Annotated in this window: 25 protein-coding genes; 7 read left to right on the plus strand and 18 right to left on the minus strand. The window is 71.5% G+C overall.

Features of this window, described 5'->3' with window-relative positions; genetic code table 11:
- Window positions 1-2: 2 nt before the first annotated feature.
- The 7 genes from AC07RV_RS06820 to AC07RV_RS06850 all read right to left on the minus strand — a co-directional run bounded on the left by AC07RV_RS06820 (window position 3) and on the right by AC07RV_RS06850 (window position 6,271).
- The gene (locus tag AC07RV_RS06820) at window positions 3-1,100 is read right to left on the minus strand and encodes an ABC transporter substrate-binding protein (protein ID WP_296786839.1); all 1,098 of its coding nucleotides are present in this window, start codon (window positions 1,098-1,100) and stop codon (window positions 3-5) included.
- A gap of 69 nt (window positions 1,101-1,169) precedes the next feature.
- Entirely contained in the window at window positions 1,170-2,036 is an 867-nt protein-coding gene (locus AC07RV_RS06825) for an ABC transporter permease (protein ID WP_296786844.1), read from the minus strand.
- Window positions 2,037-2,052: 16 nt separating this feature from the next.
- The gene (locus AC07RV_RS06830) at window positions 2,053-2,871 is read right to left on the minus strand and encodes an ABC transporter ATP-binding protein (protein WP_296786847.1); all 819 of its coding nucleotides are present in this window, start codon (window positions 2,869-2,871) and stop codon (window positions 2,053-2,055) included.
- Window positions 2,868-3,659 (minus strand): alpha/beta fold hydrolase, encoded by a 792-nt coding sequence (locus tag AC07RV_RS06835; protein WP_296786850.1) that lies wholly within the window; start codon window positions 3,657-3,659, stop codon window positions 2,868-2,870. Before AC07RV_RS06835 ends, AC07RV_RS06830 begins: the two co-directional genes overlap by 4 nt.
- Window positions 3,656-4,072 (minus strand): VOC family protein, encoded by a 417-nt coding sequence (locus AC07RV_RS06840; RefSeq protein WP_057589999.1) that lies wholly within the window; start codon window positions 4,070-4,072, stop codon window positions 3,656-3,658. The genes AC07RV_RS06835 and AC07RV_RS06840 overlap by 4 nt, the downstream gene beginning before the upstream one ends.
- A gap of 4 nt (window positions 4,073-4,076) precedes the next feature.
- Window positions 4,077-5,678 (minus strand): FAD-dependent monooxygenase, encoded by a 1,602-nt coding sequence (locus AC07RV_RS06845; protein ID WP_296786854.1) that lies wholly within the window; start codon window positions 5,676-5,678, stop codon window positions 4,077-4,079.
- Window positions 5,679-5,680: 2 nt separating this feature from the next.
- Complete coding sequence (locus AC07RV_RS06850) at window positions 5,681-6,271, minus strand: GAF domain-containing protein (RefSeq protein ID WP_296786857.1); 591 nt, start codon at window positions 6,269-6,271, stop codon at window positions 5,681-5,683.
- Between the two features lie 69 nt (window positions 6,272-6,340).
- Here AC07RV_RS06850 and AC07RV_RS06855 point away from each other — a divergent pair, with 69 nt between their 5' ends.
- The 4 genes from AC07RV_RS06855 to AC07RV_RS06870 all read left to right on the plus strand — a co-directional run bounded on the left by AC07RV_RS06855 (window position 6,341) and on the right by AC07RV_RS06870 (window position 11,462).
- Complete coding sequence (locus AC07RV_RS06855) at window positions 6,341-7,318, plus strand: LysR family transcriptional regulator (RefSeq protein WP_208509359.1); 978 nt, start codon at window positions 6,341-6,343, stop codon at window positions 7,316-7,318.
- 109 nt (window positions 7,319-7,427) lie between these two features.
- Entirely contained in the window at window positions 7,428-7,904 is a 477-nt protein-coding gene (locus AC07RV_RS06860) for an RNA polymerase sigma factor (RefSeq protein WP_261206277.1), read from the plus strand.
- 2 nt (window positions 7,905-7,906) lie between these two features.
- The gene (locus tag AC07RV_RS06865; RefSeq protein WP_296786864.1) at window positions 7,907-8,941 is read left to right on the plus strand and encodes a FecR family protein; all 1,035 of its coding nucleotides are present in this window, start codon (window positions 7,907-7,909) and stop codon (window positions 8,939-8,941) included.
- A gap of 79 nt (window positions 8,942-9,020) precedes the next feature.
- A complete protein-coding gene (locus AC07RV_RS06870) occupies window positions 9,021-11,462 on the plus strand; it encodes a TonB-dependent siderophore receptor (protein ID WP_296786867.1) in 2,442 nt (813 codons plus the stop codon).
- Window positions 11,463-11,480: 18 nt separating this feature from the next.
- Here the strand turns inward: AC07RV_RS06870 and AC07RV_RS06875 are convergent, their stop codons facing one another.
- From AC07RV_RS06875 to AC07RV_RS06910, 8 genes are all read right to left on the minus strand, one after another.
- Window positions 11,481-12,458, minus strand: a complete 978-nt coding sequence (locus AC07RV_RS06875; RefSeq protein WP_296786870.1) for a Bug family tripartite tricarboxylate transporter substrate binding protein — start codon at window positions 12,456-12,458, stop codon at window positions 11,481-11,483.
- 30 nt (window positions 12,459-12,488) lie between these two features.
- Window positions 12,489-13,706, minus strand: coding sequence for a CaiB/BaiF CoA transferase family protein (locus AC07RV_RS06880; RefSeq protein WP_296786872.1), 1,218 nt, complete (start codon window positions 13,704-13,706; stop codon window positions 12,489-12,491).
- Window positions 13,703-14,854, minus strand: a complete 1,152-nt coding sequence (locus tag AC07RV_RS06885; protein ID WP_296787050.1) for an acyl-CoA dehydrogenase family protein — start codon at window positions 14,852-14,854, stop codon at window positions 13,703-13,705. Before AC07RV_RS06885 ends, AC07RV_RS06880 begins: the two co-directional genes overlap by 4 nt.
- Window positions 14,855-14,896: 42 nt before the next feature.
- The gene (locus tag AC07RV_RS06890) at window positions 14,897-16,102 is read right to left on the minus strand and encodes an acetyl-CoA acetyltransferase (protein ID WP_093346284.1); all 1,206 of its coding nucleotides are present in this window, start codon (window positions 16,100-16,102) and stop codon (window positions 14,897-14,899) included.
- On the minus strand, window positions 16,083-17,555 hold the full coding sequence (locus AC07RV_RS06895; RefSeq protein WP_296786874.1) for a 3-oxoacyl-[acyl-carrier-protein] synthase III C-terminal domain-containing protein: 1,473 nt from the start codon (window positions 17,553-17,555) through the stop codon (window positions 16,083-16,085). Before AC07RV_RS06895 ends, AC07RV_RS06890 begins: the two co-directional genes overlap by 20 nt.
- On the minus strand, window positions 17,552-18,427 hold the full coding sequence (locus AC07RV_RS06900) for a MaoC/PaaZ C-terminal domain-containing protein (protein WP_296786877.1): 876 nt from the start codon (window positions 18,425-18,427) through the stop codon (window positions 17,552-17,554). The genes AC07RV_RS06895 and AC07RV_RS06900 overlap by 4 nt, the downstream gene beginning before the upstream one ends.
- 8 nt (window positions 18,428-18,435) lie before the next feature.
- Window positions 18,436-19,353, minus strand: a complete 918-nt coding sequence (locus AC07RV_RS06905) for an SDR family NAD(P)-dependent oxidoreductase (RefSeq protein WP_296786880.1) — start codon at window positions 19,351-19,353, stop codon at window positions 18,436-18,438.
- Window positions 19,354-19,453: 100 nt separating this feature from the next.
- Window positions 19,454-20,038, minus strand: coding sequence for a DUF2889 domain-containing protein (locus AC07RV_RS06910; RefSeq protein ID WP_296786883.1), 585 nt, complete (start codon window positions 20,036-20,038; stop codon window positions 19,454-19,456).
- A gap of 141 nt (window positions 20,039-20,179) precedes the next feature.
- Here AC07RV_RS06910 and AC07RV_RS06915 point away from each other — a divergent pair, with 141 nt between their 5' ends.
- The 3 genes from AC07RV_RS06915 to AC07RV_RS06925 all read left to right on the plus strand — a co-directional run bounded on the left by AC07RV_RS06915 (window position 20,180) and on the right by AC07RV_RS06925 (window position 23,082).
- Window positions 20,180-21,154 carry a LysR family transcriptional regulator gene (locus AC07RV_RS06915; RefSeq protein ID WP_177239409.1) on the plus strand — a complete coding sequence of 325 codons (975 nt, stop codon included), beginning with the start codon at window positions 20,180-20,182 and terminating at the stop codon, window positions 21,152-21,154.
- 118 nt (window positions 21,155-21,272) lie between these two features.
- A complete protein-coding gene (locus AC07RV_RS06920) occupies window positions 21,273-22,256 on the plus strand; it encodes a tripartite tricarboxylate transporter substrate binding protein (protein ID WP_296786886.1) in 984 nt (327 codons plus the stop codon).
- Complete coding sequence (locus AC07RV_RS06925) at window positions 22,243-23,082, plus strand: enoyl-CoA hydratase/isomerase family protein (RefSeq protein WP_296786889.1); 840 nt, start codon at window positions 22,243-22,245, stop codon at window positions 23,080-23,082. The genes AC07RV_RS06920 and AC07RV_RS06925 overlap by 14 nt, the downstream gene beginning before the upstream one ends.
- Here AC07RV_RS06925 and AC07RV_RS06930 read toward each other — a convergent pair.
- The 3 genes from AC07RV_RS06930 to AC07RV_RS06940 are packed head-to-tail and all read right to left on the minus strand — an operon-like array spanning window position 23,067 to window position 26,477.
- Entirely contained in the window at window positions 23,067-24,260 is a 1,194-nt protein-coding gene (locus tag AC07RV_RS06930) for a CaiB/BaiF CoA transferase family protein (RefSeq protein ID WP_296786891.1), read from the minus strand. The genes AC07RV_RS06925 and AC07RV_RS06930 overlap by 16 nt on opposite strands.
- A gap of 24 nt (window positions 24,261-24,284) precedes the next feature.
- Window positions 24,285-25,304: an acyl-CoA dehydrogenase family protein gene (locus AC07RV_RS06935; RefSeq protein ID WP_296786892.1), complete on the minus strand. Its 1,020-nt coding sequence runs from the start codon at window positions 25,302-25,304 to the stop codon at window positions 24,285-24,287.
- A gap of 12 nt (window positions 25,305-25,316) precedes the next feature.
- Window positions 25,317-26,477 carry an acyl-CoA dehydrogenase family protein gene (locus tag AC07RV_RS06940; RefSeq protein ID WP_296786894.1) on the minus strand — a complete coding sequence of 387 codons (1,161 nt, stop codon included), beginning with the start codon at window positions 26,475-26,477 and terminating at the stop codon, window positions 25,317-25,319.
- Window positions 26,478-26,560: the final 83 nt, after the last annotated feature.

Here is a 26,560-nt window from a genome sequence, read left to right on the forward strand (position 1 = left end):
GGCTACAGCCTGAACGACTTCGCCATCTCCACCACCGCCTGCCTGTCGAAGGCGTTGACCTCGTCGATCAGCTCGTTGGTGAACAGCCGGTTCGGGTCGCCGAGTTCGTCGGCCAGCTTCGGGTTCCTGCTGCCGTCCACGGCCATCTCGATGTTGGACTTCCACTCGGCCAGCGACGAAGCGCCGATGCGCTGATCGGGATCGTCGGGCCGGCGCATCCAGCTGTTGCGACGGTCCTTGAGGATGAAGGCCAGCTCCTTGCGTGCCTCGTCCTCGCTGCGGCCCTTGGGCCGGCTCTCGGGATACACGGCCCAGTGCAGGTCGATGCCGGCCTCGAGGTTGTGGTGTGCGAACAGGGTGGACTTGGCCATGCCGCGGAACAGGCCCACCAGGGCCTTGCGCTCCTTCTTCAGCAGCTCGCGCGGCACGCACAGCCAGCCCGAGCCGAACTGCGCGAACTTCGGCGTGAGCGGCACATAGCGCAGCTTGGTGCCGACGAGTTCGACGCGCGCGGCCGCGGTGTCGAAGGCCACCATCGCGTCGACGCGGTCGTTGTCGATCGCCGCGCCGGCCGGCGCGCCGTCGCCGATGGCGATGTACTCGCATCGGTCGTCCTTCAGGCCCAGCTCGGCCAGCATGGTGCGGGTGACGACGATGCCGGTGTCGCCCTGGCTGCGCACGCCGATGCGCTTGCCCGCGAGATCGGCCACCGAGCGGATCGAACTGCCGGGCTTGACGACGACGACGTTGGCATTGCGCGGCAGCCATTTGTAGACGCTCACGAGATCGAGCCCCGGGTCCTTCGCCATCGCGGGCAGCAGGATGCCGGGCACGGCGGGCCCGTAGTCGACGTGGCCGGCGCGCAGGCTCTGCAGCGCCTGCGTCATGCTCGACATGTTGACGTACTCGACATCCACGCCCTCGGGCTTGTAGAAGTTCAGCCGCGGATGCTGGCCCGCGGTCACGAAGCACTGCTGCGGATCGTTGACGCCGGCGGTGTTCGCCACCTTCATCACGCGCAGCTTCTGCGCCAGGGCCGGCAGGCTGCCCGTCAATCCCAGGGCGCCGAGGCCCAGGCCGAAATCGCGTCGTGTCCACATGGTTCGCTCCTCACCGGCGTCGCGCCGGACGTTTCGAGATGGAAAGAGAAAAAAAGAGGAAGGAAGGGATCAGACGTTGACCGTGCGCTGCGAGGCATCGGCGGGCATCCAGTGCAGCACGCGCTGCTGCACGCGGCGCAGGGCACTGGTCAGCGCGATGCCGATCACCGAGAGCACGACGCAGACGGCGAAGCTGCCGCCGCTGTCGGCCTGGGCTTCCATCTGCAGGATCAGCACGCCGAGCCCGGCCTGGGCACCGACGAACTCGCCCACCACGGCGCCGACCACGCTGAAGGCCGCGGCCATGTTGAGGCCCGCGAAGATGTAGGGCAGCGCGCTCGGGAACTTGGCCTTGCGGAAGATCTGCCACGGCGTGGCCGACAGCGAGCGCAGCAGGTCGATGCGGTCCGGGTCCACGGCCTTGAAGCCCGCGATGCTGGTCACCAGCACCGGGAAGAAGGTCAGCAGGCAGATGATCATCACCTTGGAGCTGATGCCGAAGCCCAGCCAGACCACGATGATCGGCGCCACCGCCACCTTGGGCACGCTCTGCAGCGCGGCCACGTAGGGCTCGAGCAGGCGCTCGAGCCGCGGCATCTGCGAGACCACGATGCCGATCGCCAGCCCGATGCCACCGCCGACGAAGAAGCCCAGCAGGATCTCGGCCAGCGTGATGCCGCCGTGGTACCAGAAGCCGTCCTTCGCGAACGGCCCGGTGGCGAGGCCGCGCCACAGCGCGATCGCGATGTCGCTGACCGGCGGCACCAGGTGCCTCGGCACCTTGAACAGCCGCACGGCGCCTTCCCACGAACCGAGCAGCGTGATCAGCAGCAGGATCGACTGCACGCGCGGCGAGGCCAGCGGGTTGGTGCGGCGCGGGCGCGGTGGCTTGGCCGATAGGGGCGCGGCCTCGGAACTCAACAGGGCGGTGGTCATGGCGTCGGCCTTTCTCTCAATCGAAGGAAGCGGCATGCGAGAAGCGCTCGCGGATCGAAGCGGTCGCGGCCGCGAAGGCCGGATGCGACATCGCCTCCATGCCGCGCGGGCGCGGCAGGTCGATGGGCAGCACGCGCTCGAGCATGCCGGGGCGCGGCGACATCACGAACACGCGGTCGCCGAGGAACACGGCCTCGGGAATGGAGTGCGTGATCAGCACCACGGTCTTGCCGCTCTCCATCCAGATGCGCTGCAGCTCGAGGTTCATGCGCTCGCGCGTCATCGCGTCGAGCGCGCCGAAGGGCTCGTCCATCAGCAGGATCTTGGGGTCGTGCAGCAGCGCCCGCGCGATGGAAGCGCGCTGCTGCATGCCGCCGCTGAGCTGGCGCGGCAGCTTGTGCTCGAAGCCCTCGAGCCGCACCATCGCGAGCAGCTGCATCGCGCGCTCGCGCGCCTTCGCCTTGTCGAGGCCCAGCACCTCGGCCGGCAGCATCACGTTCTCGAGGATGCTGCGCCAGGGCAGCAGGATCGAGCTCTGGAACACCACGCCCACGTCGCGCCGCGTGCCTCGGATCGGCTGGCCGTCGAGCAGCACGGTGCCGACCTCGTAGTCGAGCAGGCCGGCCAGGATGCGCAGCAGCGTGCTCTTGCCGCAGCCGCTCGGGCCGACGATGGTGACGAAGGAGCCCTGGCGGATGCCGAAGTCGATCTGCTTCAGCGCGAGCACGCCCTCGCTGCCACCGCCGAAGGTCTTCGACAGGCCCTCGACGCGGATGTAGTCCTCCTTGCCGGCGGGCGCCGCGGCGGCAATCTCGGGTTCCAGGACGGCATTCATGCGTGGACTCCTTCGGGGTTCAGGAAACGGACCATGTGGCGCGCGAGCACCTCGGGCGCCTGCATCGCGGTCACGTGGCCGATGGCGGGCAGCAGCACGGCATCGGCGCCGCGGATGCGGCCGGCCATCGCGAGCGTCACGGTCGGCGGCACCACGCGGTCGAGCTCGCCGGCGAGCACCAGGGTCGGCGCGACGATGTCGGCCACGCCCTGCGCCAAGGTGGTGGCGACGGTCGCCATGCGCCGCGCCGAGCGCGCGGTCTCGGGCCGCGCGGTGGCGAACACGCGGCGCAGCTCGGGGTGCTGCGCGAGAAAGGCCTCGGGAAAGAACCAGGTCGCGAGCTCCTCGGCCGTGCCGGGCAGGCCGCGGCGCAACTCGGCCAGGCGGCGCGCATCGGGGCACAGCTCTTCATAGGGGCGCGGCAGCGGCCAGGTGCTGCCGAGCACGAGCCGGTCGACCGCGCGCGGATGCAGCAGCGCGAGCGCCTGCGCCACGCGGCCGCCGAAAGAGGAGCCGAACACATGCGCGCGCTTGAGGCCCAGCGCCTTCACGAGCTGCTGCGCGTCGTTCGCGAGGTCCGCCAGCGTGGCCGCGCGCTCGGGCGCTTCCGTGTCGCCACAGTCGCGCTGGTCGTAGGCGATCACGGTGAACTGCTTCGCCAGATGCGGCACCAGCGCGGCGAACATCTGGCGCGAGGCTTCCGCGCCATGCATCAGCAGCAGCGCCGGCCCCTGGCCCGCGCGGTCGAAGGCGATGCGGACCTCGCCGGCCTGCACGAACTCGGTCATGCCGCGTCCTCCCATGGTTCTTCCTCGCGGTCCAGCCAGAAGGTCATCTCGATCTTCAGTCCGCGCGGGTCATGCAGAAAGAGCTGGTGGATGTCCCAGCCCGGAATAGGCGCCTCGGCGAAGGGCACGTCGAGCGCACGCAGGTGCGCTCGCATCTCGCGCAGCCCGTGGGCACGGAACGAGATGTGGTCGACGTGGCCCGTGGGCGGCTGCGGCGGCGCATCGGCCGTCGCGAGATGGGCGAACAGGTGCACGATGGGCTGGCCCTCGGCATAGAGCCAGGCGCCGGGCGCGGGAATCTCGGGCCGCGCGCCGGCTTCCAGGCGCAGCACGCGCGTGTAGAAGTCCAGCAGCGGCGGCAGCTCCGCGGGCGTGCAGCGGATCGTGAAGTGGTGCAGCGCGGTGACGGGCATGGCGTCAGTCCAGCAGCTTCGACAGCACGGCCGACAGCTCGGCGGCCGGGTCCGTCGGCGTCCACGGCATGCGGAAAGCGACGTGGCCGTCGGGCCGCACCAGCACCGCGCCGTGCTGGCCCAGCAGCAGGCCGTCCTTCTCGTGCGCGTCCTCGAGCTGGCGCGCCTGCACGACGCGGCCGTTGCGGCCCGACACCTGGCGCGCCGCCTCCATCCAGGCATCGGCGCGCGGGCCGGCCACGAGCACGAACTCGCGGTCGAACCAGTCGAGCGTGGTGTGGCGCCGCGCGAGGTCCAGCCACAGGTGCGGAAAGCGCATGCCGGGCTTGTCGGCCGGCTCGTACCAGCGCGCGCGCATCACGTGGCGGCCGGTGCCGTCGGGGATCACGGCGCCGTCCTCGTAGCAGAAGCCCAGCGACTGGCCGATGCTGTGGATGTGGTTGTCGCTGTCGCGGATCCAGAACTCGATGCGCTCGCGGTTGCCCGAGCGCAGCGCCTCGTCGCAGTGGTTGAAGCGCATCGCGTTGTGCAGGCTGAAGTCGGCGTTCGATTCGGCGATCGGCCGGCGCTCGCTCTCGTAGCTGTCGAGCAGCCGCGCGCTGGCGCGGCCGCTCAGCACGAAGGCCAGCTTCCAGGCCAGGTTGTGCGCGTCCTGGATGCCGGAGTTCATGCCGTAGCCGCCATTGGGCGGAAAGCGGTGCGCCGAATCGCCGACCAGCAGCACGCGGCCGCGCCGGAAGTTCGCGGCCACCTGGCGGCTCATGCGCCACACCGAGCGGTTGATGACCTTCACCTCGAGGTTGGGCACGCCCGAGACGGTGCGCGCGAGCTGCACCACCTCGGCGTCGCTGCGCGTGCCGGTGCGCTCGTCGGTCTCGCGGCCCACCGGCAGCAGGTTGAGCCAGCGGTCCTTTCCGTTGGTGTTGAGCACGGTGGTGATCGGGTACGGCGACTCCTTGGCGTAGACGCGCCAGCCGGCACAGGTGGCCGAGTCGCGCACCTGCGAGAGATCGGCCTGCCAGAACTCGTTGGCCATCACGGCCAGCGTGGCCGGCCCGCGCATCTCGATGTCGGCCTGGCGCCGCACCGAGCTCGCGGCGCCGTCGGCCGCGATCAGGTACCGGGCCTGCCAGGTCAGGGTCTCGCCGGTGTCGAGCCGGCGGCCGGTCACGGCAATGCCGTCGGCGCTCTCGGCGTAGTGCAGGAACTCGTGGCCGAACAGGAAGCGGCCGACCTCGCTCTTTCGCGCATGGGCGAGCAGCTCCTGCTCCACCGTGTCCTGCGACTGGATGATCTTCCAGCACGGCGAATGGCCGAGGTTCGGCTCGGGGTTGGTGCGGCCCCATTCGTGGCCGGTCATCGATTCGCAGAAGGCGAAGAAGTCGGCGCCGTCGGGCAGCGCATGGCGCTTCATCAGGCCGTCGATGCCCCACTGGCGAAAGATCTCCATCGTGCGCGTGTAGGTGCCGCGCGCCTTGGGATGGTCGGTGGTGGTCGGGCTGCGCTCGAGCAGCACGAAGTCGACGCCGAAGCGCTGCAGCAGGATCGCCATCGACAGGCCCACGGGGCCGCCGCCGACGATCACGACGAGGTTCTTGGATTGCATGGTCAGGCCTTCACTTCAGGAGAAAGAGCGGGGAGATCGATCGGCACCGCGTCGGCGGCGAAGCGGTAGGCGAGACCGGGCGCGACCGGCACCCAGCGCGCGGCGGCCAGCGCCAGCAGGCGGATACCGAGCACCTCGTCGGGCTGCCAGCGCTCGCGGATGCCGAACACGTTGAAGGTGGCGAAGCACTGCGCGCCTTGCAGCAGCGGCACGTTGACCACGCTGCACAGGCCCGCGGGCCGCATCTGCTCGAAGTCGTCGAAGTGGCGCGCCAGCACCTGCGTGCCCTCGCCCACGAACACGCGGCCCTGGCGGAACAGGCGGTCGGTCCAGCTCGTGTGCGTCTTGCGCTTGGCGCCGTTGACGGGGTAGCGGTGCGCCTCCGACGAATAGAAACGGCGCAGCCGGATCTCGCCGGGCGGGTCGTCTTCGGTCGTCACGTTCTGCTGGATGCTGAAGATGCTGCCGGGCACGAGCTCGCGCCGGCAGCGATCGATCCGGCGCAGCGCCTCGTCGGCATCGCGCGCTGCGTCGAGCGCGTCGAGGAGATCGGCCAAGGTGGCCATGAGCGTCGTGGCGGTGGCTGCGGGCATGGAGAAAAGTCTAGGCCTCGCGATTCACCAAAGTGGACTAAATTCTGATCGGGCGATAACCTGACGGTTATGGCCTCCCCGACCGCCCGCGACCCCGCCGCCGACCTGCAGCACGCGCTGCTCTCGCGCCTCAAGCTGCGCCAGCTCTCGCTGCTGCAGGCCATCGACCGGCACCGCACGCTGGGCCGCGTGGCGGCCGAGATGCGGCTGAGCCAGCCCGCGATCACCAAGGCGCTGCGCGAAACCGAGGACATCTTCGGCAACCGGCTGTTCGAGCGCAGCAGCCGCGGCCTGGTACCGACCGCGGCCGGCGAGGCGGTGCTGCACTACGCGCGGCGCTGGCTCGCCGAGCTCGAGGCCACCACGCGCGTGCTGACCTCGCTCGAGGCGGGCCGCGGCGGCCGGCTGCGCCTGGGCCTCACGCAGCAGGTGCCGCAGCAGCTGCTGTCGGCCGCGCTCGCGCACCTGCTCGACCGCACGCCGCGCATGGCGGTGATGACGCGCGAGGGCACCACCGACGAACTGGTGGCCGGCCTGCTCGCGCGCGAGCTCGACTGTGCGATCGGCCGTTCGTACGACGGCGACGCCACCGGCCTGGTGCAGGAAGCGATCCACCAGCAGGAGCCCTGCCTGGTGGTGTCGGCCAAGAGCGCGAAGCGGCTCTCGCGCGGGCCGCTCGACTGGGCCCGGCTCGCGCAGCTCGACTGGATCCTGCCGCCGCCGAACACGCCGATGCGCCGCACCTACAACGCGATCTTCGTCGGCGCCGGCGTGCAGCCGCCGGTGCCCATGCTCGAGACCACCGCCATCCGCAGCATGGAGACGGTGCTGCGCACCGAGCCCAACGCCATCGCCATCCTCGCGCGCGACGTGGTGGCCGAGATGGAACAGGCCGGCCACTGGGCCGCGCTGCCCTACCGGCTGAGCTGGAACCTGCCGCCGGTGAGCTTCTTCACGCTGAAGGAACTGGAGGGGCAGCCGATGGTGCAGTCGCTGCGCGCGGTGGTGGTGGAGACGGCGCGCAAGATGCAGCGCAAGACAGGCTGACACGGCCCCTCCCTATAATTTCCGCTCCCTCTCCCGCGCCACGGATCAGCCGCCGCCACATCTCAGCCAAGACGGGAGTTCCCTGTTTCCACACCGGCTGAGGTGTACCGTGCTCGAGCGCTACCACAGAGAATTGCTGCGCTATTTCACCCGCAAGGCCGGCGATGGCGACACCGCCGCCGACCTCGTGCAGGAAGCCTACGCGCGCGTGCTCGGCCACCAGGACGCGGGCGGCCTGGTGCTCGAACCGCGCGCGCTGCTCTACCAGACCGGCCGCAACCTGCTCGCCACCCAGGCCGCGCGCCGCGCCGCCGAGCTGCGCATGCTCGACACGCTGGCGCTGGTCGCGCCCGACAGCGCGCCCTCGGTGGAACGCCACGTGGCGGCCCGGCAGCAGTTGCAGCGACTGGTCGCGCTGCTCGAGGCCATGCCGCGCAAGCGCCGCCATGCCTTCATCCTCGTGCGCATCCACGGCCTCAGCTATGCGCAGACCGCGGCCCACATGGAGATCAGCGAGAAGGCGGTCGAGCACCACATGACGCGCGCCCTGCTCGACTGCGCGGGCTACGGCGGGGGAACGGACTGACCATGGCCGCGCGCGCACAACCCCTGCTCGGCGCCGACGAACGACGCGCGCCGCGCGCGCTGGTCGAGCATGCGCTGACGCTGATCGGCCGCATCCACCGCGGCAGCCCCGAGGCCGCCGACGCCGCGCAGGCCGAGCTGGGCCGCTGGCGCGCGCTGTCGCCCGCCAACGCCGATGCCGCGGCGACCGCGCACCGGATCTGGAACGCGGTCGACGACGGCGCGCTTCGCGGCCAGTTGCCGATGCCGCCGAGCGCCGCGCAGGAACGGCGCGCGCGGCGCCGCACGATCGGCCTGCTGGGCGTGGCCGGCCTGGCCGCGCTGGCCGGTGCCGGCGGACGCTGGTACTGGCAACAACCAGTCTACGAGGCGATGCCGAGCACCGGCCAGGCCCAGACCCTGGCCCATGCGCTGCCCGACGGCAGCACGCTCGACCTGGCGGCCAACACGGCGCTGCGTGTTCTGCTCTACCGCGACCGCCGCACGGTGCACCTGGCGCGCGGCGAGGCACGCTTCGCGGTCGCGCGCGATGCCGAGCGCCCCTTCACCGTGAGCACCGACTGGGGCCGCGTGCGCGTGCTCGGCACCGTGTTCACGGTGTCGGTGCGCGAGGGCCGCATGCGCCTCGCGGTGGCCGAGGGCCGGGTCGCGGTCTGGGGGGCCGGGCAGGACGAGGCGGCCGCCCCCAGCACCGTGCTGCAGGCCGGCGAGGCCATCGAGGCCGACGCGCGCGGGCTGGGTCCGCGCACCAGCGTCGACGTCGGCGAGGTGGCCGACTGGCGGCAGGGCTGGCTGGTGTTCCGCAACACGCGCCTGCCCGAGGCCGTGGCGCGCTGGAACGACTACCTGCGCCAGCCGCTGCAGCTGGCCGACGACCCCGCGCTGCGCGAGCTGCGCGTGACCGGCAGCTACCGGCTGCGCGATCCGCAGGCCTTCGTGGGCGCGCTGCCGGTGATGCTGCCGGTGCGCACGCAGCGCCTGGCCGACGGCGGCACGCGGATCGTGGGCCATGCCGCCGGCACGGCGCGGCGGCCCTGAAAAAAGTTTTGATTATTTTTGGGGGGTACGCGGCGTCTCGCTGGTCTTCTGTAGCAAACCAGCTCCAGGACCTTCGTACATGAACCAGCAGACCCCGCGGCGCCCCCGCATCGATTCCCTCCAGGCCGCGGCCCTCGCCTGCGCCATCGCCTCGGCGCTGCTCGCGATGGGCGGCCCCGCGCGTGCGCAGGGCGCGCCGGCGGCCCCGTCGACCACCTTGCAGCTCGCGCTGCCGGCCCAGCCGCTGGCCCAGAGCCTGGGCGTGCTGTCGCGCCAGTACGGCATCGCCATCGGCGGCGAGAGCTCGCTGCTCGAGGGCCGCACCGCGCCCGCGGTGCGCGGCGCCGTCACGCTGCAGCAGGCGCTCGAGCGCGTGCTCGCGGGCAGCGGCCTGGGCTACGTGCGCAACGGCGACGCGGCCTTCACCGTGGTGCGCGCATCGGCCGGCGACACCGGCGCGCTGCCGCCGATCGTGGTCACGGCCGGCACCGAGGAGACCGCCACCGGCCATGTTCCCGGCTACATCGCGCGGCGCGCCACGGCCGGCAGCAAGACCGACACGCCGATCATCGAGACGCCGCAGTCGATCTCGGTCGTCACCTCCGACTTCATCGAGGCCACGGGCGCCACCCGGCTCAAGGAATCGCTGGCCTACACGCCGGGCATCAACGTCTCGCCCTGGGGCGCCGACTCGCGCTTCGACTGGACCATCCTGCGCGGCTTCGACGCGCAGGCGCCCGGCTACTACCTCGACGGCCTGCAGCTGCGCAACAACAACGGCTGGGCCATCTGGCAGACCGAGAGCTACGGCACCGAGCGCGTGGAAGTGCTGCGCGGCCCGAGCTCGGTGCTCTACGGGCAGAACGGCCCGGGCGGCATGATCAACGTGGTCAGCAAGCGCCCCACCGCGCAGCCGCTGCGCGAACTGCAGCTGCAGTTCGGCGACAACGCGCGGCGCCAGATCGCGGGCGATTTCTCGGGCCCGCTCGATGCCGAGGGCAAGCTGCTCTACCGCCTCACGGGCCTGCTGCGCGATGCCAGCCTGCCGGCCAGCGGCCTGCCGAACGACCGCAGCTTCATCGCGCCCTCGCTGACCTGGAAGCCCTCGGGCGACACCTCGCTCACCCTGCTGTCGCACTACCTGCGCATCCGCGACGGCAGCTCGTACGGCAGCTTTCCCGAGGTCGGCACCTTGCTGCCCAACCCCAACGGCCAGTTCTCGCGCAAGACCTACGTCGGCGACCCGAACTTCGACCGCTTCAACCAGGACCAGTGGATGGTCGGCTACCTGTTCGAGCATCGCCTGAGCGACACGCTGAGCTTTCGCCAGAACGCGCGCTACGGCTCGATCAAGGTCGACTACGGGCAGGTCTACAACCAGCCCAGCTTCGTGACCGTGGATGCCGACAACCCGGACAGCCCCGCCAACTACCGCGTGCTGAGCCGCTTCCCGTTCGCGAGCAAGGAGGCCGCGCGCATCGCCTCGATCGACAACCAGCTGCAGGCGAAGCTGCGCTGGGGCGACTGGCAGCACACGCTGCTGGTCGGCCTCGACTACCAGCGCTCGCGCAACGACCAGCGCACCTCCAACAGCGGCACCGTGAGCGACATCGACGGCTACCTGCCGGTGAGCACCGGCCTCACCACCACCGCCGACCCCTGGTTCGATGCCCGCACCACGCTGTCGCAGACCGGCTTCTACCTGCAGGACCAGATCAAGTGGGGCGACTGGGTGGCCACGCTGGGCGGCCGCTACGACAGCGCGCGCGCCGTGTCCTTCAGCCACATCGACGGCTCGACCACGCGCATCGACGACCACAAGTTCACCAGCCGCGCGGGCCTGGTCTACCTGCATCCGAGCGGCTGGGCGCCCTACTTCAGCTACTCGGAGTCGTTCTCGCCCACGGTCACGGTCGACCCGCAGACCAACCAGCCGCTGAAGCCCGAGACCGGCCGCCAGTACGAGGTGGGCGTGCGCTACCAGCCCGCGGGCCGCAAGGACAAGTACAGCGCCGCCGTGTTCGACCTGCGGCGCCAGAACTACATCACCTACGACGCCGACTACACGCCGCGCCAGACCGGCGAGATCCTGGTGCGCGGCCTCGAGCTCGAGGCCTCGTTCGAGCCCCTGCCGCGCATGAACGTGACGGCCGCCTACACCTACACGCCCACGGCCGAGGTCACGGCCAGCAGCACGCCCAGCGAGATCGGCAAGCAGATGCAGGCGGTGTCGCGCAACCAGCTCTCGGTGTGGGCCGACTACCGCTTCGCCAACGGCGTGAAGCTCGGCCTGGGCGCGCGCTTCATGGGCTCGAACCGCGGCTACCAGCAGAGCACGCCGGTGCCCGTGCCCTCGTACACCGTGTTCGACGCGCTGCTGGGCTACGACTTCGAGCGCTGGAGCCTCGCGCTGAACCTGCGCAACCTGGGCAACCGCAACTACGTCGCGAACTGCAGCTCGGGCAGCTGCTACTACGGCGAGCCGCGCAAGGTGCTGGCGACGGCGACCTACCGCTGGTAGGCCCGTGCGGGCGCCGCGCTACTTGAGCTTGATGCCCGTCTCCTGCACCACGCGCGTCCAGTAGGCCCGGTCGGCCTGCACGCGCTGCTCGAGCTCCTGCGGCGTTCCGCCCTCGGCGATCAGGCCGAGCTGCACGTAGCGCTCGCGCACCTCGGGCACGGCGAAGGCCTTGCGGACCTCGCGCGCCACCTCGTCGCGCACCGCCTGCGGCGTGCCCAGCGGCGCGAACAGGCCGACCCACGAATCGCGGTCGAGCCCCGCGATGCCCAGCTGCGTGAAGCTAGGAACGCCGGGCAACAGCATCGAGCCGCCGGGCGTGGTGATCGCGAGGATCCTGGTCTTGCCGGTCTGCTGCGCCTTCTTCGCGCCCGAGGCGCTGAGGAAGGCGCTCTGGATGTGCCCGCCCAGCAGCTCGGTGAGGTTGGGCCCCTCTCCCGCGAAGGGAATGTGCGTGATGTCGATGCGGCTCTCGCGCTTGAGCAGCTCGCCGTAGAAGTGGGTGCTGGTGCCCTCGCCGCTGGAGCCGAAGCTCACGGCGCCCGAGCGCCGCTGCGCCAGCGCGATGTACTGCGCCATGCTGTCGACGCCCGTGCCGGTGTGCACCAGCAGCGCGACCGGCGTCGTGAAGATGGTGACCACGGGCACGAGGTCGCGCGCCAGCAGGAAGGAACCATCGCCGCCGCGCGTCAGCTCGTCGCTGATGGTCGAGTTGGTGGCGGCCACGAAGTTGTAGCTGTGCGGACTCTTGGCCACCAACGCGAGGCCCAGCCGGCCCGAGGCGCCGGCCCGGTTGTCCACGATGACGGGCTGGCCCCAGGCGGCGCCGAGCCGCTCGGCCAGCACCCGGATCGCGCCGTCGGTGGCGCCGCCCGCCGGGTACGGCACGACGAGGCGCACGGGGTGTTCCGGGTAGGGGGCGGCCCAGGCCGCGGTGCCGGCGCACAGCGCGGCCAGCAGCCCTCCGAGCAGCGCCCGCAGGCGCGCGAGTGATTTCATGTCCTGTCTCCGTTCGTTCTCGTGAGGGGGTCAGATCACGCCGTCGGCGCGCAACTGCGCGAGCGTGTCGTCGGGCAGGCCGAGCAGCTCGCGGTACACCTGCGCGTTGTCCTGCCCGAGCGCCGCGCCCGCGTGGCGCGGCACGCTCGGGCTGCCGGCGAAGCGCGGCACCACCGCCGGCATCTGGAGGCTGCCGAAGTCGCGGTCGGGCACCGGCACGATCGAGCGCCGCGCGCGCACCTGCGGATCGCTCACCACCTGGTCGATGCCGTAGATCGGCGCCAGCGTGCCGCCGGCCTGCGCGAAGGCGGCCAGCACCTCCTCGAGATCGCGCGCCGCGCACCAGTCGATGAAGATGCGGTTGAGCTCCTGCTCGTGCACCACGCGGCTCGCGTTGTCGGCGAAGCGCGGGTCGTCGATCAGCTCGGGCCGGCCGATGGCGCAGCAGTTGTTCGCGAACATCGAGTTGATCGAGCCCGCCATCGACACCCAGCGGTCGTCGCGCGTGCGATAGACGGCCGAGGGCGCCGAATAGGGGCTGCGGTTGCCGCTGCGCGTGGGCACGGTGCCGAGCTGTTCGTAGACGCCGGGCATGAAGTCCAGCAGCCGCGTGATGCACTCGGTCAGCGAGAGGTCGATCTCCTCGCCCGGCAGCGAGGGATCGCGCGCGCGCGGCCACAGCGCGGTCAGGATGCCGAGGGCGCCGAACAGCCCGCCGATCGAGTCGCCCAGCGGTACGCCCGCGTGCATCGGCTCGCCGTCCGCGTGGCCGGTGACCGTGGTCAGCCCGCCCATGGCCTCGAAGATGCGCGCGAAGCCGGGGCGCTCCGAATAGGGCCCGGTCTGGCCGAAGCCGGTGACGCGCAGGATCACGAGGTTCGACTTCAGCGCCCACAGCACCTCCTTGCCCAGGCCCCAGCGGTCGAGCGTGCCGGGTCGGAAGTTCTCGATCAGCACGTCGAACTGCGGCAGCAGCTGCTTGAAGAGCGCGAGCCCCTGGGGCCGGCGCAGGTCGAGCGTGCCGAAGCGCTTGCCGCGCTGCGCCGCCTTCCACCAGATGCTCTTGCCGTCCTTGAAGGGCGGGAAGGCGCGCATGCCGTCGCCCTTGCCGGGCAGCTCGAGCTTGAGCACGTCGGCGCCGTAGTCCGCCAGCAGGGTGGCGGCGAAGGGGCCGGCCAGCACGGTCGCGATGTCGAGCACCCGCAGGCCCGCGAGCGGGCCGCTCCCGGTGTGGTTCTCGGCGCTCATCGGGGCACCAGCTGGCGGGCGATGATCTCTTTCATCACCTCGTTGGCGCCGCCGTAGATCTTCTGGCCGCGCGAATCGACGAACATGCGCCCGATCGGGTACTCGCGCATGAAGCCGTAGCCGCCGAACAGCTGCAGGCAGCGGTCGATGGTCTCGCACTCCTTCTGCGTGCCCCACCACTTGGCCATCGCGGCGGTGGCCGCGTCGAGCCGCCCCTCCTGCTGCCAGCCGATGCACTGGTCGACGAACAGCCGCGCCAGCGTGGCCTCGGTCTTCATCTCGGCCAGCTCGAAGCGCGTGTTCTGCAGCTTGAACAGCGACTGCCCGAAGGCCTGGCGCTGGTGCACGTGCGCCAGCGTGAGCTCGAGCGCGCGCTCCATGTTGCAGACGGCCCGGATGCCGATCAGCATGCGCTCGTAGGGCAGTTGCGACATCATCTGCGCGAAGCCCTGCCCCTCGCCCGTGCCCAGCAGGCTCGACACCGGCACCCGCACCTGGTCGAAGAACAGCTCCACCGTGTCCTGCGCCTTCAGGCCGATCTTGTCGAGCGGCGCGCCGCGGCGAAAGCCCGCGAGATCGCGCGTCTCGACCATCAGCAGCGACACGCCCTTCGCGCCGAGCGCCGCGTCGGTCTTCACCGCCAGCATCACCAGGTCGGCATGGTGGCCGTTGGTGTTGAAGGTCTTCGAGCCGTCGATCACGTAGTGCTCACCATCGCGCCGCGCCCGCGTGCGGATGCCCTGCAGGTCGGAGCCCGCGCCGGGCTCGGACATGCCGATCGAGGCCACGATGTCGCCGCTGGCCATGCCCGGCAGCCAGCGCCGCTTCTGCGCCTCGCTGCCGTAGTGATGCAGGTAGTGGCCCACGATGTAGTGCGGGCCGAAGCCCGGGCCGAAGCCGCACGCGGCGCTGGTCTCCACCAGCGCGGCCAGGTGCGCGTAGTCGCCATCGCCGCCACCGTAGCCGGAGGGCAGGTCGGCCAGCAGGAAGCCCATCTCGCCCAGGCGCCTCCACACGCCGCGGTCGATGTGGCCCTGGGCTTCCCAGCGTTCCACGTGGGGGATCAGCTCGGCCGTCCAGAAGCGGCGCGCGGTTTCCTGGAACTGCTCGACCTCGGGCGTTCGCCAGGGCGATCGGTATTCGTCCATCAGCACGGTATGTCTCCTTCGTGTTTTTCGTCCGGCGCCACGTCAGGCGCCGTACTTGCCCAGCACCGACACGCTGCACACGTTCTGCCAGGGGAAGCCGCCCAGGTTGTGGATCACGCCGAGGGACGGGTCGTCGCTGCGCTGGCGGGCACCGGCGCGGCCCTGCATCTGCAGGTACATCTCGTAGGCCATGCGCAGGCCCGTCGCGCCGATCGGATGGCCGAAGCACTTGAGGCCGCCGTCGATCTGGCAGGGCATGGTGCCGTCGGCGTCGTAGAAGCCGTCGAGCACGTCGTGCGAGGCGCGGCCCTCGGGCGAGATGTGCATGTCCTCCATGGTCACCAGCTCGGTGATGGAGAAGCAGTCGTGCACCTCGAGCAGGTCGATCTGCTCGCGCGGGCGGCGGATGCCGGCCTCCTCGTAGGCGCGCGCCGAGGCCACGCGCGTGGTCTGGAAGTAGCTGCCGTCCCAGTCGTCGAACGAGGCCTCGCTGCCGCTGGAGACCGCGAGCTGCAGCGCCTTCAGCGCCACCAGGTCCTTCTTGCCCAGGCCGCGCGCGATGTCGGGCGTGGTCAGGATGGCGCAGGCCGCGCCGTCGGACACGCCGCAGCAGTCGTACAGGCCCAGCGGCTCGGCGATCATCGGCGAGTGGATGACGTCGTCCATGGTGATCGGGTTGCGCAGGTGGGCCTTGGGATTGCGGCCCGCGTTGGCATGGCTCTTCACCGACACGTGGGCGATCGCGCGCTTGAGGTCCTTCGCGTCGATGCGGTGCTTGGCGCGGTAGGCGCTGGCCAGCTGCGCGAACGAGCCCGGCGCGCTGATGTTGGGCCACACCATGTCGTTGAACGGGCCGCGCGGGCGCTGCGGCAGGCCGCCGTAGCCGGTGTCCTTGAGCTTCTCGATGCCGAAGGCCAGCGCGAAGTCGCAGGCGCCCGATGCCACCGCATAGGCCGCGCCGCGCAATGCCTCCGAGCCCGAGGCGCAGAAGTTCTCCACGCGCGACACCGGGATGTTCGGCAGCCGCAAGGTCACGCCCAGCGGCACGCCGCCGCTGCCCAGGTGCTGCGTCTCGATGCCCATGCCGAGCCAGGCGGCCTGCAGCTGCTCCTTGCCGATGCCCGCGTCGGCCAGGCATTCGGTGAAGGCCTCCACCGCGAGGTTCTCGGCGCTGCAGTCCCAGCGCTCGCCGAAGCGCGAGCAGCCCATGCCGAGGATGACGACCTTGTCACGAATTCCCGTTGCCATGCGTGTTCTCCTGCGGACCTGCGACGGCCGCCTTCCAGAAATAGCGGACGTAGCCGCGGGCGGTGTCGACGGCCTTGATGCGGAAGCTCATGCGCATCGGCAGGCCGACGGCGAGCTGCTGCTCGTCCACGTCGGTGAAATCCATCATCAGCCGCCCCCCGCCCTCGAACTGCACCATGCCGTAGCAGGCCGGCGGGCTCGGCGAGTAGGCCAGCCGGTCGGCGGTGTAGGTCATGACGCGCGCCGGCGTGTCGGCGAACGGCAGGTCCTGCTGCGTGCCGGTGGCGCCGCAGGCCGGGTTGACGCAGATGTCGGTGCGCGGCCACTGCGCGGTGCCGCAGGCGCCGCAGCGGCCGCCGACGAAGCCGTGCACCGTCTTGCGGTGGCGGTACTCCACGCTCAGCGGCGTGAGCTTGTCGTTCTCCGCGCGCATGCCGCGCTCCAGCGGCAGCAGGTCGTTGAACACCAGGAACTTCATGTAGTTGTGCTCGGCGCTGCCGCGCGCCAGCCAGCCCTGCGCGCCGGTGCGCGGCGGCCGCGCGCGCAGCGCCTCGGTGGTGCGCAGCACCAGCACGTCCACGCCCTGCCCGAAGGCCACCAGCACCAGCACCTGGCCCGGTGCCGCCTCGCCCAGCGCATGCGCGAGCATCAGCAGCGGATGGGCCGCGCCGGCATTGCCGACACTCGCGGCGAGCGTGTCGTGCAGGCGCTCGGGGGCGATGCCCGCGAGCTTGGCCAGGCGCTGCGGAACGCCCTTGTGCGGCAGCGCGATGCACAGCAGGTCGACCTGCGCCGCGGTCAGCCCGGCCTGCGCGAGCGCATCCGCGATGGCCGGCGGCACCTGCCGCAGATGGCCCTCCTCGCGGATCCAGCGCTCCTCCCAGTAGGTGTCGGTGGCGGCGCCGGCACCGCGGTAGTGGTCGGCCATGTCGACCGTGCGGCTCACCAGGGCCAGCGGCCGCGCGATGACCTCGCCGTCGCCGACCAGCACCGCCGCGGCCGCATCGCCGTACAGCAGTTCCTGCGCGCTGGCCACCTTGGCCTTGCGCCGGTCGCTCGCGACCACCAGGGTGCGGCGGCCCGCGCCGCCGCGCAGGGCCTGCATCAGCGCCGAGGTGGCGCCGCGCTGCGAGCCGGTGACGTCGATCGCGCCGACCTCCTCGCCGAGGTTCAGCGCCTGCGCGACGATGCTCGCGTTCAGGCGGCTCGCATAGGGCAGCGAGGTCGAGGCCAGCTGCAGGTCGTCGACCTTCGCCGCGTCGAGCGCGCCGAGGCAGTCGCGCGCGGCCTCCACCGCCATCGTGACCGCGTCCTCGTCGAAGTTGCACATGGCGCGTTCGCCCGCGCGGTGCGCCGCCAGCGATCCGTCGAACCAGGCGTTGGCGCGCACCACGGCCTCGCGCTGCAGGCGCAGCCGCGGAACGTAGGCACCGAAAGCCACGATGCCGTTCATCGCGGGCCTCCCGCGGCCGCGTCGATCACGGCCAGGCCGTTGTTCAGCACCATGACCTGGCGCTCCAGCGCGGTCGCGCGAAAGCGCACCTCGCCCTGCGAGCCCCAGATCTCGACGCGAATCGTCTCGCCCGGATACACCGGCGAGGTGAAGCGCGTGTCGATGCGCCGCAGCCGCTGCGGCACGTAGCCGCACAGCGTGCGCAGCAGCGCATGGCAGGCGATGCCGTAGGTGCACAGGCCATGCAGGATCGGCCGCTCGAAGCCGCCGACGCGCGCCACCTCGGGGTCGGCATGCAGCGGATTCAGGTCGCCCGAGAGCCGGTACAGCAGCGCCTGCGAGGGCGAGGTCGGCAGGTCGCACACATGGTCGGGCGGCGTGTCGGGCACCTTGGCGGCGGCGGGCGACGGGCCGCTCGCGCCGCCGAAGCCACCGTTGCCGCGCGCCATCACGGCCTGCTCCACCGTGGCCAGCAGTTCGCCGTCGCTGTCCTCGAGCGTGCGCTCGACGAAGAACAGCGCCCCCACCTCGGGCCCCTTGTCGAGGATCGCCTTGACGCGCGTGCGCCCGATCACGGTGGCGGCCGGCGCGAGCGGCCGGTGCAGCTGCACCGACTGGCTGGCATGCAGCACCTTGCGCCAGTCGATGCCGGTGTCGGGCTCCTTCATCCAGAAGCCCGGATAACCGAGCACGGCGGCCTGGGTCGGCACGGCCTGCTGCCGTTCCTCGTAGACGAAGGGCAGCTCGCGCGCATCGAGCGGGTCGCGGCCGAAGCCCAGGCCCAGCGCGTAGAGGATCGAGTCCTTGGCGGTGTAGCTCTGCGCCACCGGCACGAAGCGGCGCTGCAGCAGCTTGTCGGGATCGAAGGCCATCGCGCGACTCACACCGGCGTCCATGCGAAAGCCTCGCGCGCGCTCTCCATCGGCACCAGGCTGGATTGCATCGCGGGCATGGCGTGCTCGGCGATGCTCTCGACGGTCCAGCCCTCCGAGCGGTGCACGGTGCGCAGCGGCCGCGGCTGGCTGAACAGCATGATCTCGTTCTTGCGCACGCCGAAGATCTGGCCGCTCACCGCCGCGGCGAGGTCCGACAGCAGGTACACGACCATCGGCGCGATCTTGTCGGCCGTCATCTGCTTGAAGCGCTCGAGCCGGCGCTTCTGCTCCTCGGTCTCCGCGGGCAGGGTGCCGATCAGGCGGCTCCAGGCCCAGGGCGAGACGCAGTTGGAGCGCACGTGGCAGCGCGCCATCTCGAGCGCGATCGAGCGCGAGATGCCGACGATGCCGAGCTTGGCGGCCGAGTAGTTGGTCTGGCCGATGTTGCCGACCAGCCCCGCGGCCGAGGTCATGTGCACGTAGGCGCCCGACTGCTGCTCGCGGAACAGCATCGCGGCCGCGCGACTCACGTGGTAGGTGCCCTGCAGGTGCACGTCGATCACCTGCTGCCAGTCGAGCGTGCTCATCTTGTGGAACATGCGGTCGCGCAGGATGCCCGCGTTGTTGACCACGCCGTCGAGCCGGCCGAAGTTGTCGATCGCGGCCTGCACCATGCGCGCCGCGGCGTCGGCATTCGACACGCTGTCGCCGTTGGCCACCGCCTTGCCACCCTCGGCGCGGATCAGGTTCACCACCTCCGAGGCGGGATCGATCGTGCCCTCGCCTTCGCCGTCGGACGCGCCGCCGAGGTCGTTGACCACCACGCTCGCACCCTGCCGCGCCGCCAGCAGCGCGATCTCGCGTCCCACGCCCCGGCCCGCGCCGGTCACGAGCACGACCTTTCCTTCCAGAACTCCTGCCATTTCGTCTCCTGTGAATGTTCGATCCGGTTCAACAACGAACGGGATGCGTTCAATGTAGGCAGCGAGGCCGCGCGGCGTACCCACGCGATGCGGATGGCAGCTATGCAGGTTTGGCGAAGGCCGGCCAGCGCCCGCGCGCGACCTCGCCCTCGGCGCGCAGCGCGAAGCAGCTGTCGAGCAGCGGCGGCCGCGTGCGCGCCGCGCCTTCGGGGTCGCTCAGCAGGCGCGCGCGGCGCCGCTGCTCGAACACCGGGAACAGCGTCTGGAACGCGGTGGTGGCCACGGGACCGAGCAGCTCGGTCAGGTGCGTGCAGCCGGCCGCGCCGCCGAAGCGCTCCTTCACGCGCGAGGTGAAGCCGGGCCCGATCGAGAGCCCGACCAGCGCCTCGTAGGACGCCCCGATGTCCATGCACTCGGCATTGGGCGCATGCTCGGTCCAGGCACGCGCCGCGACGATGCGCAGGCCCTCGTCCACCGTGAGGCACAGGCCCATGCGGTGCATGAAGCGGCCCGCGGGCAGGCGCACGCGGCCGTCGTCGTGGTGCATCGGATGGGTCTTGACGTCGCTCATGCGCGCCTCGATGTCCCACAGGCCGTCGTCGCGCTCGTAGCCCTGGCAGAGCACTTCGCGCGTGTGGAGCAGGCGCCGCGCGGGCGAGGAGATGGAGGGGTCGGGAGTCGTCATCGCGCATGCGACGCGAACCGCCGCTCTAGGGTAAATACCCGGACTCTAGAACCCGCGAAGCGGCCTCGCAGCCCTGCTCCGCGCATGCCTGCTATGTGAAAATTGCAGGCCGCAAGTCCTGCTGCCGGGAGGAGACAGAAAGTGAAGTTGCTGGTTCGCGCGGCCGACGATCTGAAGATCGAAAACGTCTCGGCCTTCGTCGCCACGGCCGAATCGGGCAGCTTCTCGCAAGCCGCCCTGCTGCGCGGATGCTCGCAGTCCATGCTGAGCCGGCGCGTGCTCGAACTCGAGGAGCTGGTGGGCGGCCGGCTCTTCAACCGCACCGGCCGCGGCGTGCTGCTGACCGAGCTCGGCTCCTCGCTGCTGCCCGTGGCGCACGGCCTGCTCGACGGCGCCACCGGCTTCCTCGAGCTCGCCTCCTCCACCAACGAACAGCCCTCGGGCACGGTCGAGATCGCGCTGCCGCGCTGGGCCGCCGAAGGGCCGGTGTCGACGCTGGTGAACCACATCACCGAGCAGTTCCCGAAGATCCGGCTGGTGATCCACGAGAGCTACAGCCGCGACGTGATGGACCGGCTGGCCGCCGGCAAGCTCGACGTGGGCGTGTTCAACAGCTGCCATGCCGAGCCGCCCGCGCAGGCCCAGCTGCTGTTCTCGTCCGACCTGGTGCTGCTGGGCCGCCGCGACTCGCCGCTGATGCGCCAGCCCACGCTGCCGCTGTCGGCGCTCAGCGGCATTCCGCTCGTCATACCGCCCACGCCGAACCCGGTCGAGGCCGTGGTGCGCGAGATGGCCAAGGGCATGGATCTCGACCTGCGCGCCGACCTCGAGATCAACTCGGGCGCGATGATCCGCGACGTGGTGCGCCACAGCGGGCGCTACGCCATCATCCAGGTGCACCGCGTGGTCGACTACCTGTCGAAGGACGAGCGCGACCTCGCCAGCGCGCGCATCGTGAGCCCCGCGCTGACGCTGCACACCTTCTGCGCCACCGGCGCCAAGCACCGCATCAACCGCGCGAGCCTCGCGGTCGAGCGCTGCGTGGTGTCGGTGCTGCGCGACCACCACGAGCGCGTGCTGCGGCTGCTGCAGGCGCGCGAGACGCAGCCGGCCTGAGTACGTCCGGCGCGGCCCGGTGCCCGGATCGCGCATAGCTGATTGCCCCATTCCGCATGGCTTGCGCGGGGTCCTGTCGCTATCGTGGAACGCGACAAGAACCACAGGAGACAAGACCATGCCCAACGCCAGGATCGCGTGGATCGCGGCCGCCTTCGCCTGCGCCTCGCTGCTGACGGCGACGCCGCCAGCCCGCGCGCAGGCCGCCGACTATCCGTCGCGGCCGATCCGCTTCATCGTGCCCATCGGGCCCGGCAGCAGCGGCGACACCATGACCCGCACCTTCGCCGAGCACTTCCGCGAGGTCGCGGGCCAGCCCGCGGTGGTGGAGAACAAGCCCGGCGCCGACCTCACGCTCGGCACGCAGGCCGCGCTGAGCGCGCCGGCCGACGGCTACACGGTGGTGCTGGTGAGCCCGAGCGCCACCGTGATCAATCCGCTGTTCGTGAAGAACCTGCCCTACCGCCCCGAGGACCTGCTGCCGATGCTCAACATGACGCGCCACGTGGCCGTGCTCATCACCGCGCCCGACTCGCGCTACAAGAGCCTGGCCGACGTGGTCGCCGCCGCGCGGCGCGACAAGGGCGGCGTCAGCCTCGGCACCTACGGCAACACCTACCGCCTGGGCGCACTCGACCTCGGCCAGCGCGCCGGCATCGCGTTCAACCACGTGCCCTACAAGGGCGCCTCGCAGGCGGTGACCGACGTGGTCGGCGGCGCGGTCGACCTCGCGCTGATGGACATCGCGGGCGCCGCGCCGCTGGTGAACGCGGGCAAGGTGCGCGCGCTGGCCGTGGCGGGCGCCACGCGCCATCCGCTGCTGCCCGAGGTGGCCACGGTGCAGGAGGCCGGCTATCCGGGCTACACGCTCTACACCTTCATCGGCTTCGCGATCCATGCCAAGACGCCGGCGCCGGTGGCGCGCAAGCTCGAGGAGATGATGCGCAAGGTGATGGCCGACCCGGCCGTGCGCGCGCAGCTCGCGCAGCAGAGCGGCGGCGAGGTGGTGGGCACCGGCCGCAAGGAATTCACGCAGCTGATCGCCGACGAGGCGGTGCGCTACCGCGAACTCGCGAAGCTGGTCGGCGATGAGATCCGCTGACACCCCCGAGGGCGCGGCGCCCCTGGAGCGCACGCTGCGCGAATCGTGCCTGCGCGTGCGCGACGGCATCGCCGAGCTCTCGCACCAGCGGCCCGCGGTGCGCAACGTGATGTCGCTCGAACTGCGCGCCGACTACATCGAGGTGCTCGAGCTGGTCGAGCGCACGCCCGAAGTGCGCGTGCTGATCCTCACCGGCTCGGGCGGCAGCTTCTGCGCCGGCGGCGACGTGAAGGCCATGCTGTCGCGCGCCAGCGAACCCGGCGTGGCGGCCGCCACGCGCCAGCGCCTGCTGGCGGTGCACCGCGGCTGGCTCGACCGGCTGCGCTCGCTCGACGTGCCGGTGATCGCGGCGGTCGACGGCGCCGCTTACGGCGCGGGCCTGTCGCTGTCGCTGATGGCCGACTTCGTGCTCGCCTCCACGCGTGCCGATTTCTGCTGCGCCTTCGCACGCATCGGCGCGGTGCCCGACTTCGGCGCCTTCTACATGCTGCCGCGGCTGCTCGGCCTGGCGCGCGCGAAGGAGCTCGCGATGACGGCGCGCCGCTTCGGCGCCGAGGAGGCCCGGGCCATGGGCATGGTGCACGCGGTGCACGCGCCGGAAGACCTGCTGCCCGCGGCGCATGCGCTGGCCGCGCGGCTGGCACGGGGCCCGCGCGAGGCGCTCGGCATGATCAAGAGCTCGCTCAACCGCAGCTTCGATGTCGACTACCAGACCATGGGCGAGATCGAGGCGCACCAGCAGGCGGTGGCGCTGACCACGGCCTTCCATGCGGAGGCCGCGGCGCGCTTCGCGAACCGCCAGCCGCCGCTCTACGACTGGGGCTGAGCTGGCGAGCCACCCATCACGCCCATCACGCCCGCGCGGCGCCAGGCCTCGATGCGCGCCGGCGCGAGCCAGCCTTCGAGGCCGTCGTCGCTCGGCGCTTGCGGCGCGGTCGGCCGGCCCGAGGGCGTGCGGCTGAAGCGCGGCGCCGGTGCCGGTTGCGTCACGCCCTCGATCTCGACGAAGCTGCCGCGCGCCTGCAGGTGCGGATGCGCGGGCGCCTCGCCGAAGGACAGCACCGGTGCGAAGCAGACGTCGCTGCCCTCGAGCAGCTCGCACCAGGCCTGGCGCGTGCGCGTGCGGAAGGCCGCGGCGAAGACGGCGCGCGCGCGCGGCCAGTCGCGCGGATCGAGCTGCGTGCCGATCGCCTCGGGCGCGATGCCCAGCCGCTGCAGCAGCTCGGCATGGAAGCGCGCCTCGATCGGGCCGATCGAGATCCACAGGCCGTCGGCGCATTCGTAGACCTCGTAGAAGGGCGCGCCCGAATCGAGCACGTTGCTGCCGCGCTCGTCGCGCCACTGGCCGGCCGCGCGCATGCCGAAGAAGGCCGTGGCCATGTGAGACACGCCGTCGACCACCGCGGCATCGACCACCTGGCCGCGACCAGAACTCCGCGCCTCGATGATGCCGGCCAGCACGCCCATCGCCAGATAGAGCGCGCCGCCGCCGAAGTCGCCCACCACCGCCAGCGGGATCGACGGCGGCTGGTCCTTGCGGCCGATGGCATGCAGCACGCCGGTCAGCGCGATGTAGTTGAGGTCGTGGCCCGCGGCCTGCGCCAGCGGCCCGTCCTGGCCCCAGCCCGTGATGCGGCCGTAGACCAGGCGCGGGTTGCGCGCCAGGCAGGCCTCGGGACCGAGGCCCAGCCGTTCGGTGACACCCGGACGGAAGCCCTCGATCAACGCATCGGCGCCTTCGATCAGCTCGAGGACCAGCGCCACCGCCTCGGGGTCCTTGAGGTCGAGCGCGATCGAGCGGCGGTTGCGCATCAGCAGGTTGTATTGCAGCGGCCGCTTCACGCCAAGGTCGGCCGGCGTCTGCCGATCGATGCGCAGCACCTCGGCGCCCATGTCGGCCAGCAGCATCGCGCCCATCGGGCCCGGGCCGATGCCCGCGAGTTCGATCACCTTCACGCCGGCGAGCGGACCCTGGCGGGTCGGGGGAGAAATCGGTTCGGTCATTCGCGCTTTCGGATCGTTGGAGATTCAGCCGTGCACCGCCGCCGCCAGCCGCAGCCGGACGGCATCGAGCAGCCCCTCGGGCCGTGCCAGCACGGCTTCGCCGAGCAGGCGCGCGCACTGCGCCTCGGTGCCCGGTGCCTGGCGCCATTCGTGCAGGCGCCGCGTGTAGAGGCCCAGCACATGCTCCTCGGTGATGCCGATGGCGCCGAACACGGCATGCGCCATGGCCGCGACACGGCGCGCGGCCTCGCAGGCGCGCAGCTTGGCGACGGCGGCCAGCAGCGCATCGGGCTGCCAGCCCTCGGCGCTGCAGCCCAGGCGCGCGGCCAGCGTGGTCGAATGCGCCTGCTCGGCCAGCACCGCGAGCTCCTGCTGGATGGCCTGGAACTGCGCGATCGGGCGGCCGAACTGCCGGCGGTCCTGCGCATAGGCCGTGGTGAGTTCCAGCACGCGCGCCATCGCGCCCGCCATGCCCGCGGCATGCAGTGCATTGCACAGCGCCGTGGCATCGGCGTCGCCCCTCTCGAAGCGCGCCACGGCGAGCGCGGGCGTGTCCCAGTGCAGGCTGGCCGAGACCCGCGGGCGCCAGGCACCGGGCTGCATCACGGCGCGTTCGCGCGGCAGCAGCAGCCAGTGGCCTTGCGAGCCGACCAGCACCCATTGCGCCAGCGCGCCACCGGGCACGTCGCGGCAGACGATGGCATCGCCTTCGTGCGCCGCCGCCGGTGCGATCGCGATCGGCCCGTCGTCGCCCGCTTCGCGCTGGCCGGCCGCGGCCAGCAGGGCGCGCGCCACGGCGGTCTCGGCGAACGGCAGCGCGAGTCCCGCGCGGCCCGCGGCGAAGGCCGGCGCGAACAGCTCGCGCAGCGACAGGCCCGCGCCGCCCCGCGCCTCGGGCAGCAGCGCATCGGTGAAGCCAAGGCCGTCGATGGCCCGCCACAGCGCCTCGGCGGAAGCCCCCGCCTCGATGGCACGCAGCGTGTCGTCGGTGCACAGGTCGGCCAGCGGACGCTCGAAGTCGTCGAGCAGCATGTCGTCGTTCATCTCGTTCTCCTCCTACCGAACGCCCAGGCCGCGCGCGATGATGCCGCGCATGATCTGGCGCGTGCCGCCGCGCAGCGAGAAGCTCGGCGCCAGTTGCGTCACGTAGGCCAGCGTCTGCCGCAACCCATCGGAGGGCCCGGGATGCCCGGGCGCATCGAAGGCCTCCTCGATCCAGCCCGGCAGGGCCTGCTCGAACTCGGTGCCCAGGTCCTTCACGAGCGCGGCCTCGAAGGCCGGATCGAGGCCCTGCCCCAGCTGCCGCGCCACGCTCAGCGACATCGCACGCAGCACCGCCATGCGCCCCACGATGCGCCCAGCCACGACCAGCGCGCCGTCCGGCACCCGCGGCGCGCGGCGCAGTTCCGCCAGCCAGGCCTCGGCCAGCACCAGGCTCGAATGGATGCGCTCGGGTCCGCTGCGTTCGAAGGCCAGCTCGGCCGTCACCTGCTGCCAGCCCGCGCCTTCCTCGCCGACCAGCGCATCGGCCGGCAGCTCGACGTCCTCGAACAGCACCTCGCAGAAATGGCCATCGCCGCTGAGGTCGCGGATCGGCCGCACCGTGATGCCCGGCAGCGAGAGGTCGACCAGCAGCTGCGACAGGCCCCGGTGCCGGTCCTCGGGCGCGCCCGAGGTGCGCACCAGCGCGCACAGGTAGTGGGCGCGGTGCGCGTTGGTCGTCCAGATCTTGCGCCCGTTCAGGCGCCAGCCGCCGCCGGCCGTGGGCACCGCGCGCGAACGCACGCCCGCGAGGTCGGAGCCGGTGTCGGGCTCGCTCATGCCGATGCTGATGAAGAGCTCGCCGCGCACGATGCGCGGAATGAAGAAGGCGCGCTGCGCGGGCGTGCCGTAGCGCAGGATCAGCGGCGCGGTCTGGCGGTCGGCGATCCAGTGGGCCGAGACCGGCGCGCCGGCCGCGAGCAGTTCCTCGAGCAGCACGAAGCGCGCGAAGCTGCTGCGCCCGCCGCCGCCATAGGCCGTCGGCAGCGTGAGGCCGATCCAGCCGCGCGCGCCGAGGGCACGGCTGAACTCGGCATCGAAGCCCATCCACGAACGCCCACGCACGGCATCGGGCACGCCCTGCAGCGCCGAGCGCAGGAAGTCGCGCACCGGTGCGCGCAGCGCCTCGTCCTCCGCGGGGATCGCGGCGAGCGCGAAGGATTGCAACGGGTTCATCGGAACGCCCTCCTCGAGATGGCATGGGGTTTTGCCCCGCTGCGCGGAGCGCGCGCGGTCGACATAATCGGCAGGCTGCCGCC

This window comes from Variovorax sp. GW821-FHT09B01, from assembly GCF_059418345.1.

Excerpts from the sequence above, each read along its gene's own strand:
- AC07RV_RS06820 (WP_296786839.1), bottom strand. The coding sequence starts at position 1,100 with ATGTGGACACGACGCGATTTCGGCCTGGGCCTCGGCGCCCTGGGATTG.
- AC07RV_RS06825 (WP_296786844.1), bottom strand. The coding sequence starts at position 2,036 with ATGACCACCGCCCTGTTGAGTTCCGAGGCCGCGCCCCTATCGGCCAAG.
- AC07RV_RS06830 (WP_296786847.1), bottom strand. The coding sequence starts at position 2,871 with ATGAATGCCGTCCTGGAACCCGAGATTGCCGCCGCGGCGCCCGCCGGC.
- AC07RV_RS06835 (WP_296786850.1), bottom strand. The coding sequence starts at position 3,659 with ATGACCGAGTTCGTGCAGGCCGGCGAGGTCCGCATCGCCTTCGACCGC.
- AC07RV_RS06840 (WP_057589999.1), bottom strand. The coding sequence starts at position 4,072 with ATGCCCGTCACCGCGCTGCACCACTTCACGATCCGCTGCACGCCCGCG.
- AC07RV_RS06845 (WP_296786854.1), bottom strand. The coding sequence starts at position 5,678 with ATGCAATCCAAGAACCTCGTCGTGATCGTCGGCGGCGGCCCCGTGGGC.
- AC07RV_RS06850 (WP_296786857.1), bottom strand. The coding sequence starts at position 6,271 with ATGCCCGCAGCCACCGCCACGACGCTCATGGCCACCTTGGCCGATCTC.
- AC07RV_RS06855 (WP_208509359.1), top strand. The coding sequence starts at position 6,341 with ATGGCCTCCCCGACCGCCCGCGACCCCGCCGCCGACCTGCAGCACGCG.
- AC07RV_RS06865 (WP_296786864.1), top strand. The coding sequence starts at position 7,907 with ATGGCCGCGCGCGCACAACCCCTGCTCGGCGCCGACGAACGACGCGCG.
- AC07RV_RS06870 (WP_296786867.1), top strand. The coding sequence starts at position 9,021 with ATGAACCAGCAGACCCCGCGGCGCCCCCGCATCGATTCCCTCCAGGCC.
- AC07RV_RS06875 (WP_296786870.1), bottom strand. The coding sequence starts at position 12,458 with ATGAAATCACTCGCGCGCCTGCGGGCGCTGCTCGGAGGGCTGCTGGCC.
- AC07RV_RS06880 (WP_296786872.1), bottom strand. The coding sequence starts at position 13,706 with ATGAGCGCCGAGAACCACACCGGGAGCGGCCCGCTCGCGGGCCTGCGG.
- AC07RV_RS06885 (WP_296787050.1), bottom strand. The coding sequence starts at position 14,854 with ATGGACGAATACCGATCGCCCTGGCGAACGCCCGAGGTCGAGCAGTTC.
- AC07RV_RS06890 (WP_093346284.1), bottom strand. The coding sequence starts at position 16,102 with ATGGCAACGGGAATTCGTGACAAGGTCGTCATCCTCGGCATGGGCTGC.
- AC07RV_RS06895 (WP_296786874.1), bottom strand. The coding sequence starts at position 17,555 with ATGAACGGCATCGTGGCTTTCGGTGCCTACGTTCCGCGGCTGCGCCTG.
- AC07RV_RS06900 (WP_296786877.1), bottom strand. The coding sequence starts at position 18,427 with ATGGCCTTCGATCCCGACAAGCTGCTGCAGCGCCGCTTCGTGCCGGTG.
- AC07RV_RS06905 (WP_296786880.1), bottom strand. The coding sequence starts at position 19,353 with ATGGCAGGAGTTCTGGAAGGAAAGGTCGTGCTCGTGACCGGCGCGGGC.
- AC07RV_RS06910 (WP_296786883.1), bottom strand. The coding sequence starts at position 20,038 with ATGACGACTCCCGACCCCTCCATCTCCTCGCCCGCGCGGCGCCTGCTC.
- AC07RV_RS06920 (WP_296786886.1), top strand. The coding sequence starts at position 21,273 with ATGCCCAACGCCAGGATCGCGTGGATCGCGGCCGCCTTCGCCTGCGCC.
- AC07RV_RS06925 (WP_296786889.1), top strand. The coding sequence starts at position 22,243 with ATGAGATCCGCTGACACCCCCGAGGGCGCGGCGCCCCTGGAGCGCACG.
- AC07RV_RS06930 (WP_296786891.1), bottom strand. The coding sequence starts at position 24,260 with ATGACCGAACCGATTTCTCCCCCGACCCGCCAGGGTCCGCTCGCCGGC.
- AC07RV_RS06935 (WP_296786892.1), bottom strand. The coding sequence starts at position 25,304 with ATGAACGACGACATGCTGCTCGACGACTTCGAGCGTCCGCTGGCCGAC.
- AC07RV_RS06940 (WP_296786894.1), bottom strand. The coding sequence starts at position 26,477 with ATGAACCCGTTGCAATCCTTCGCGCTCGCCGCGATCCCCGCGGAGGAC.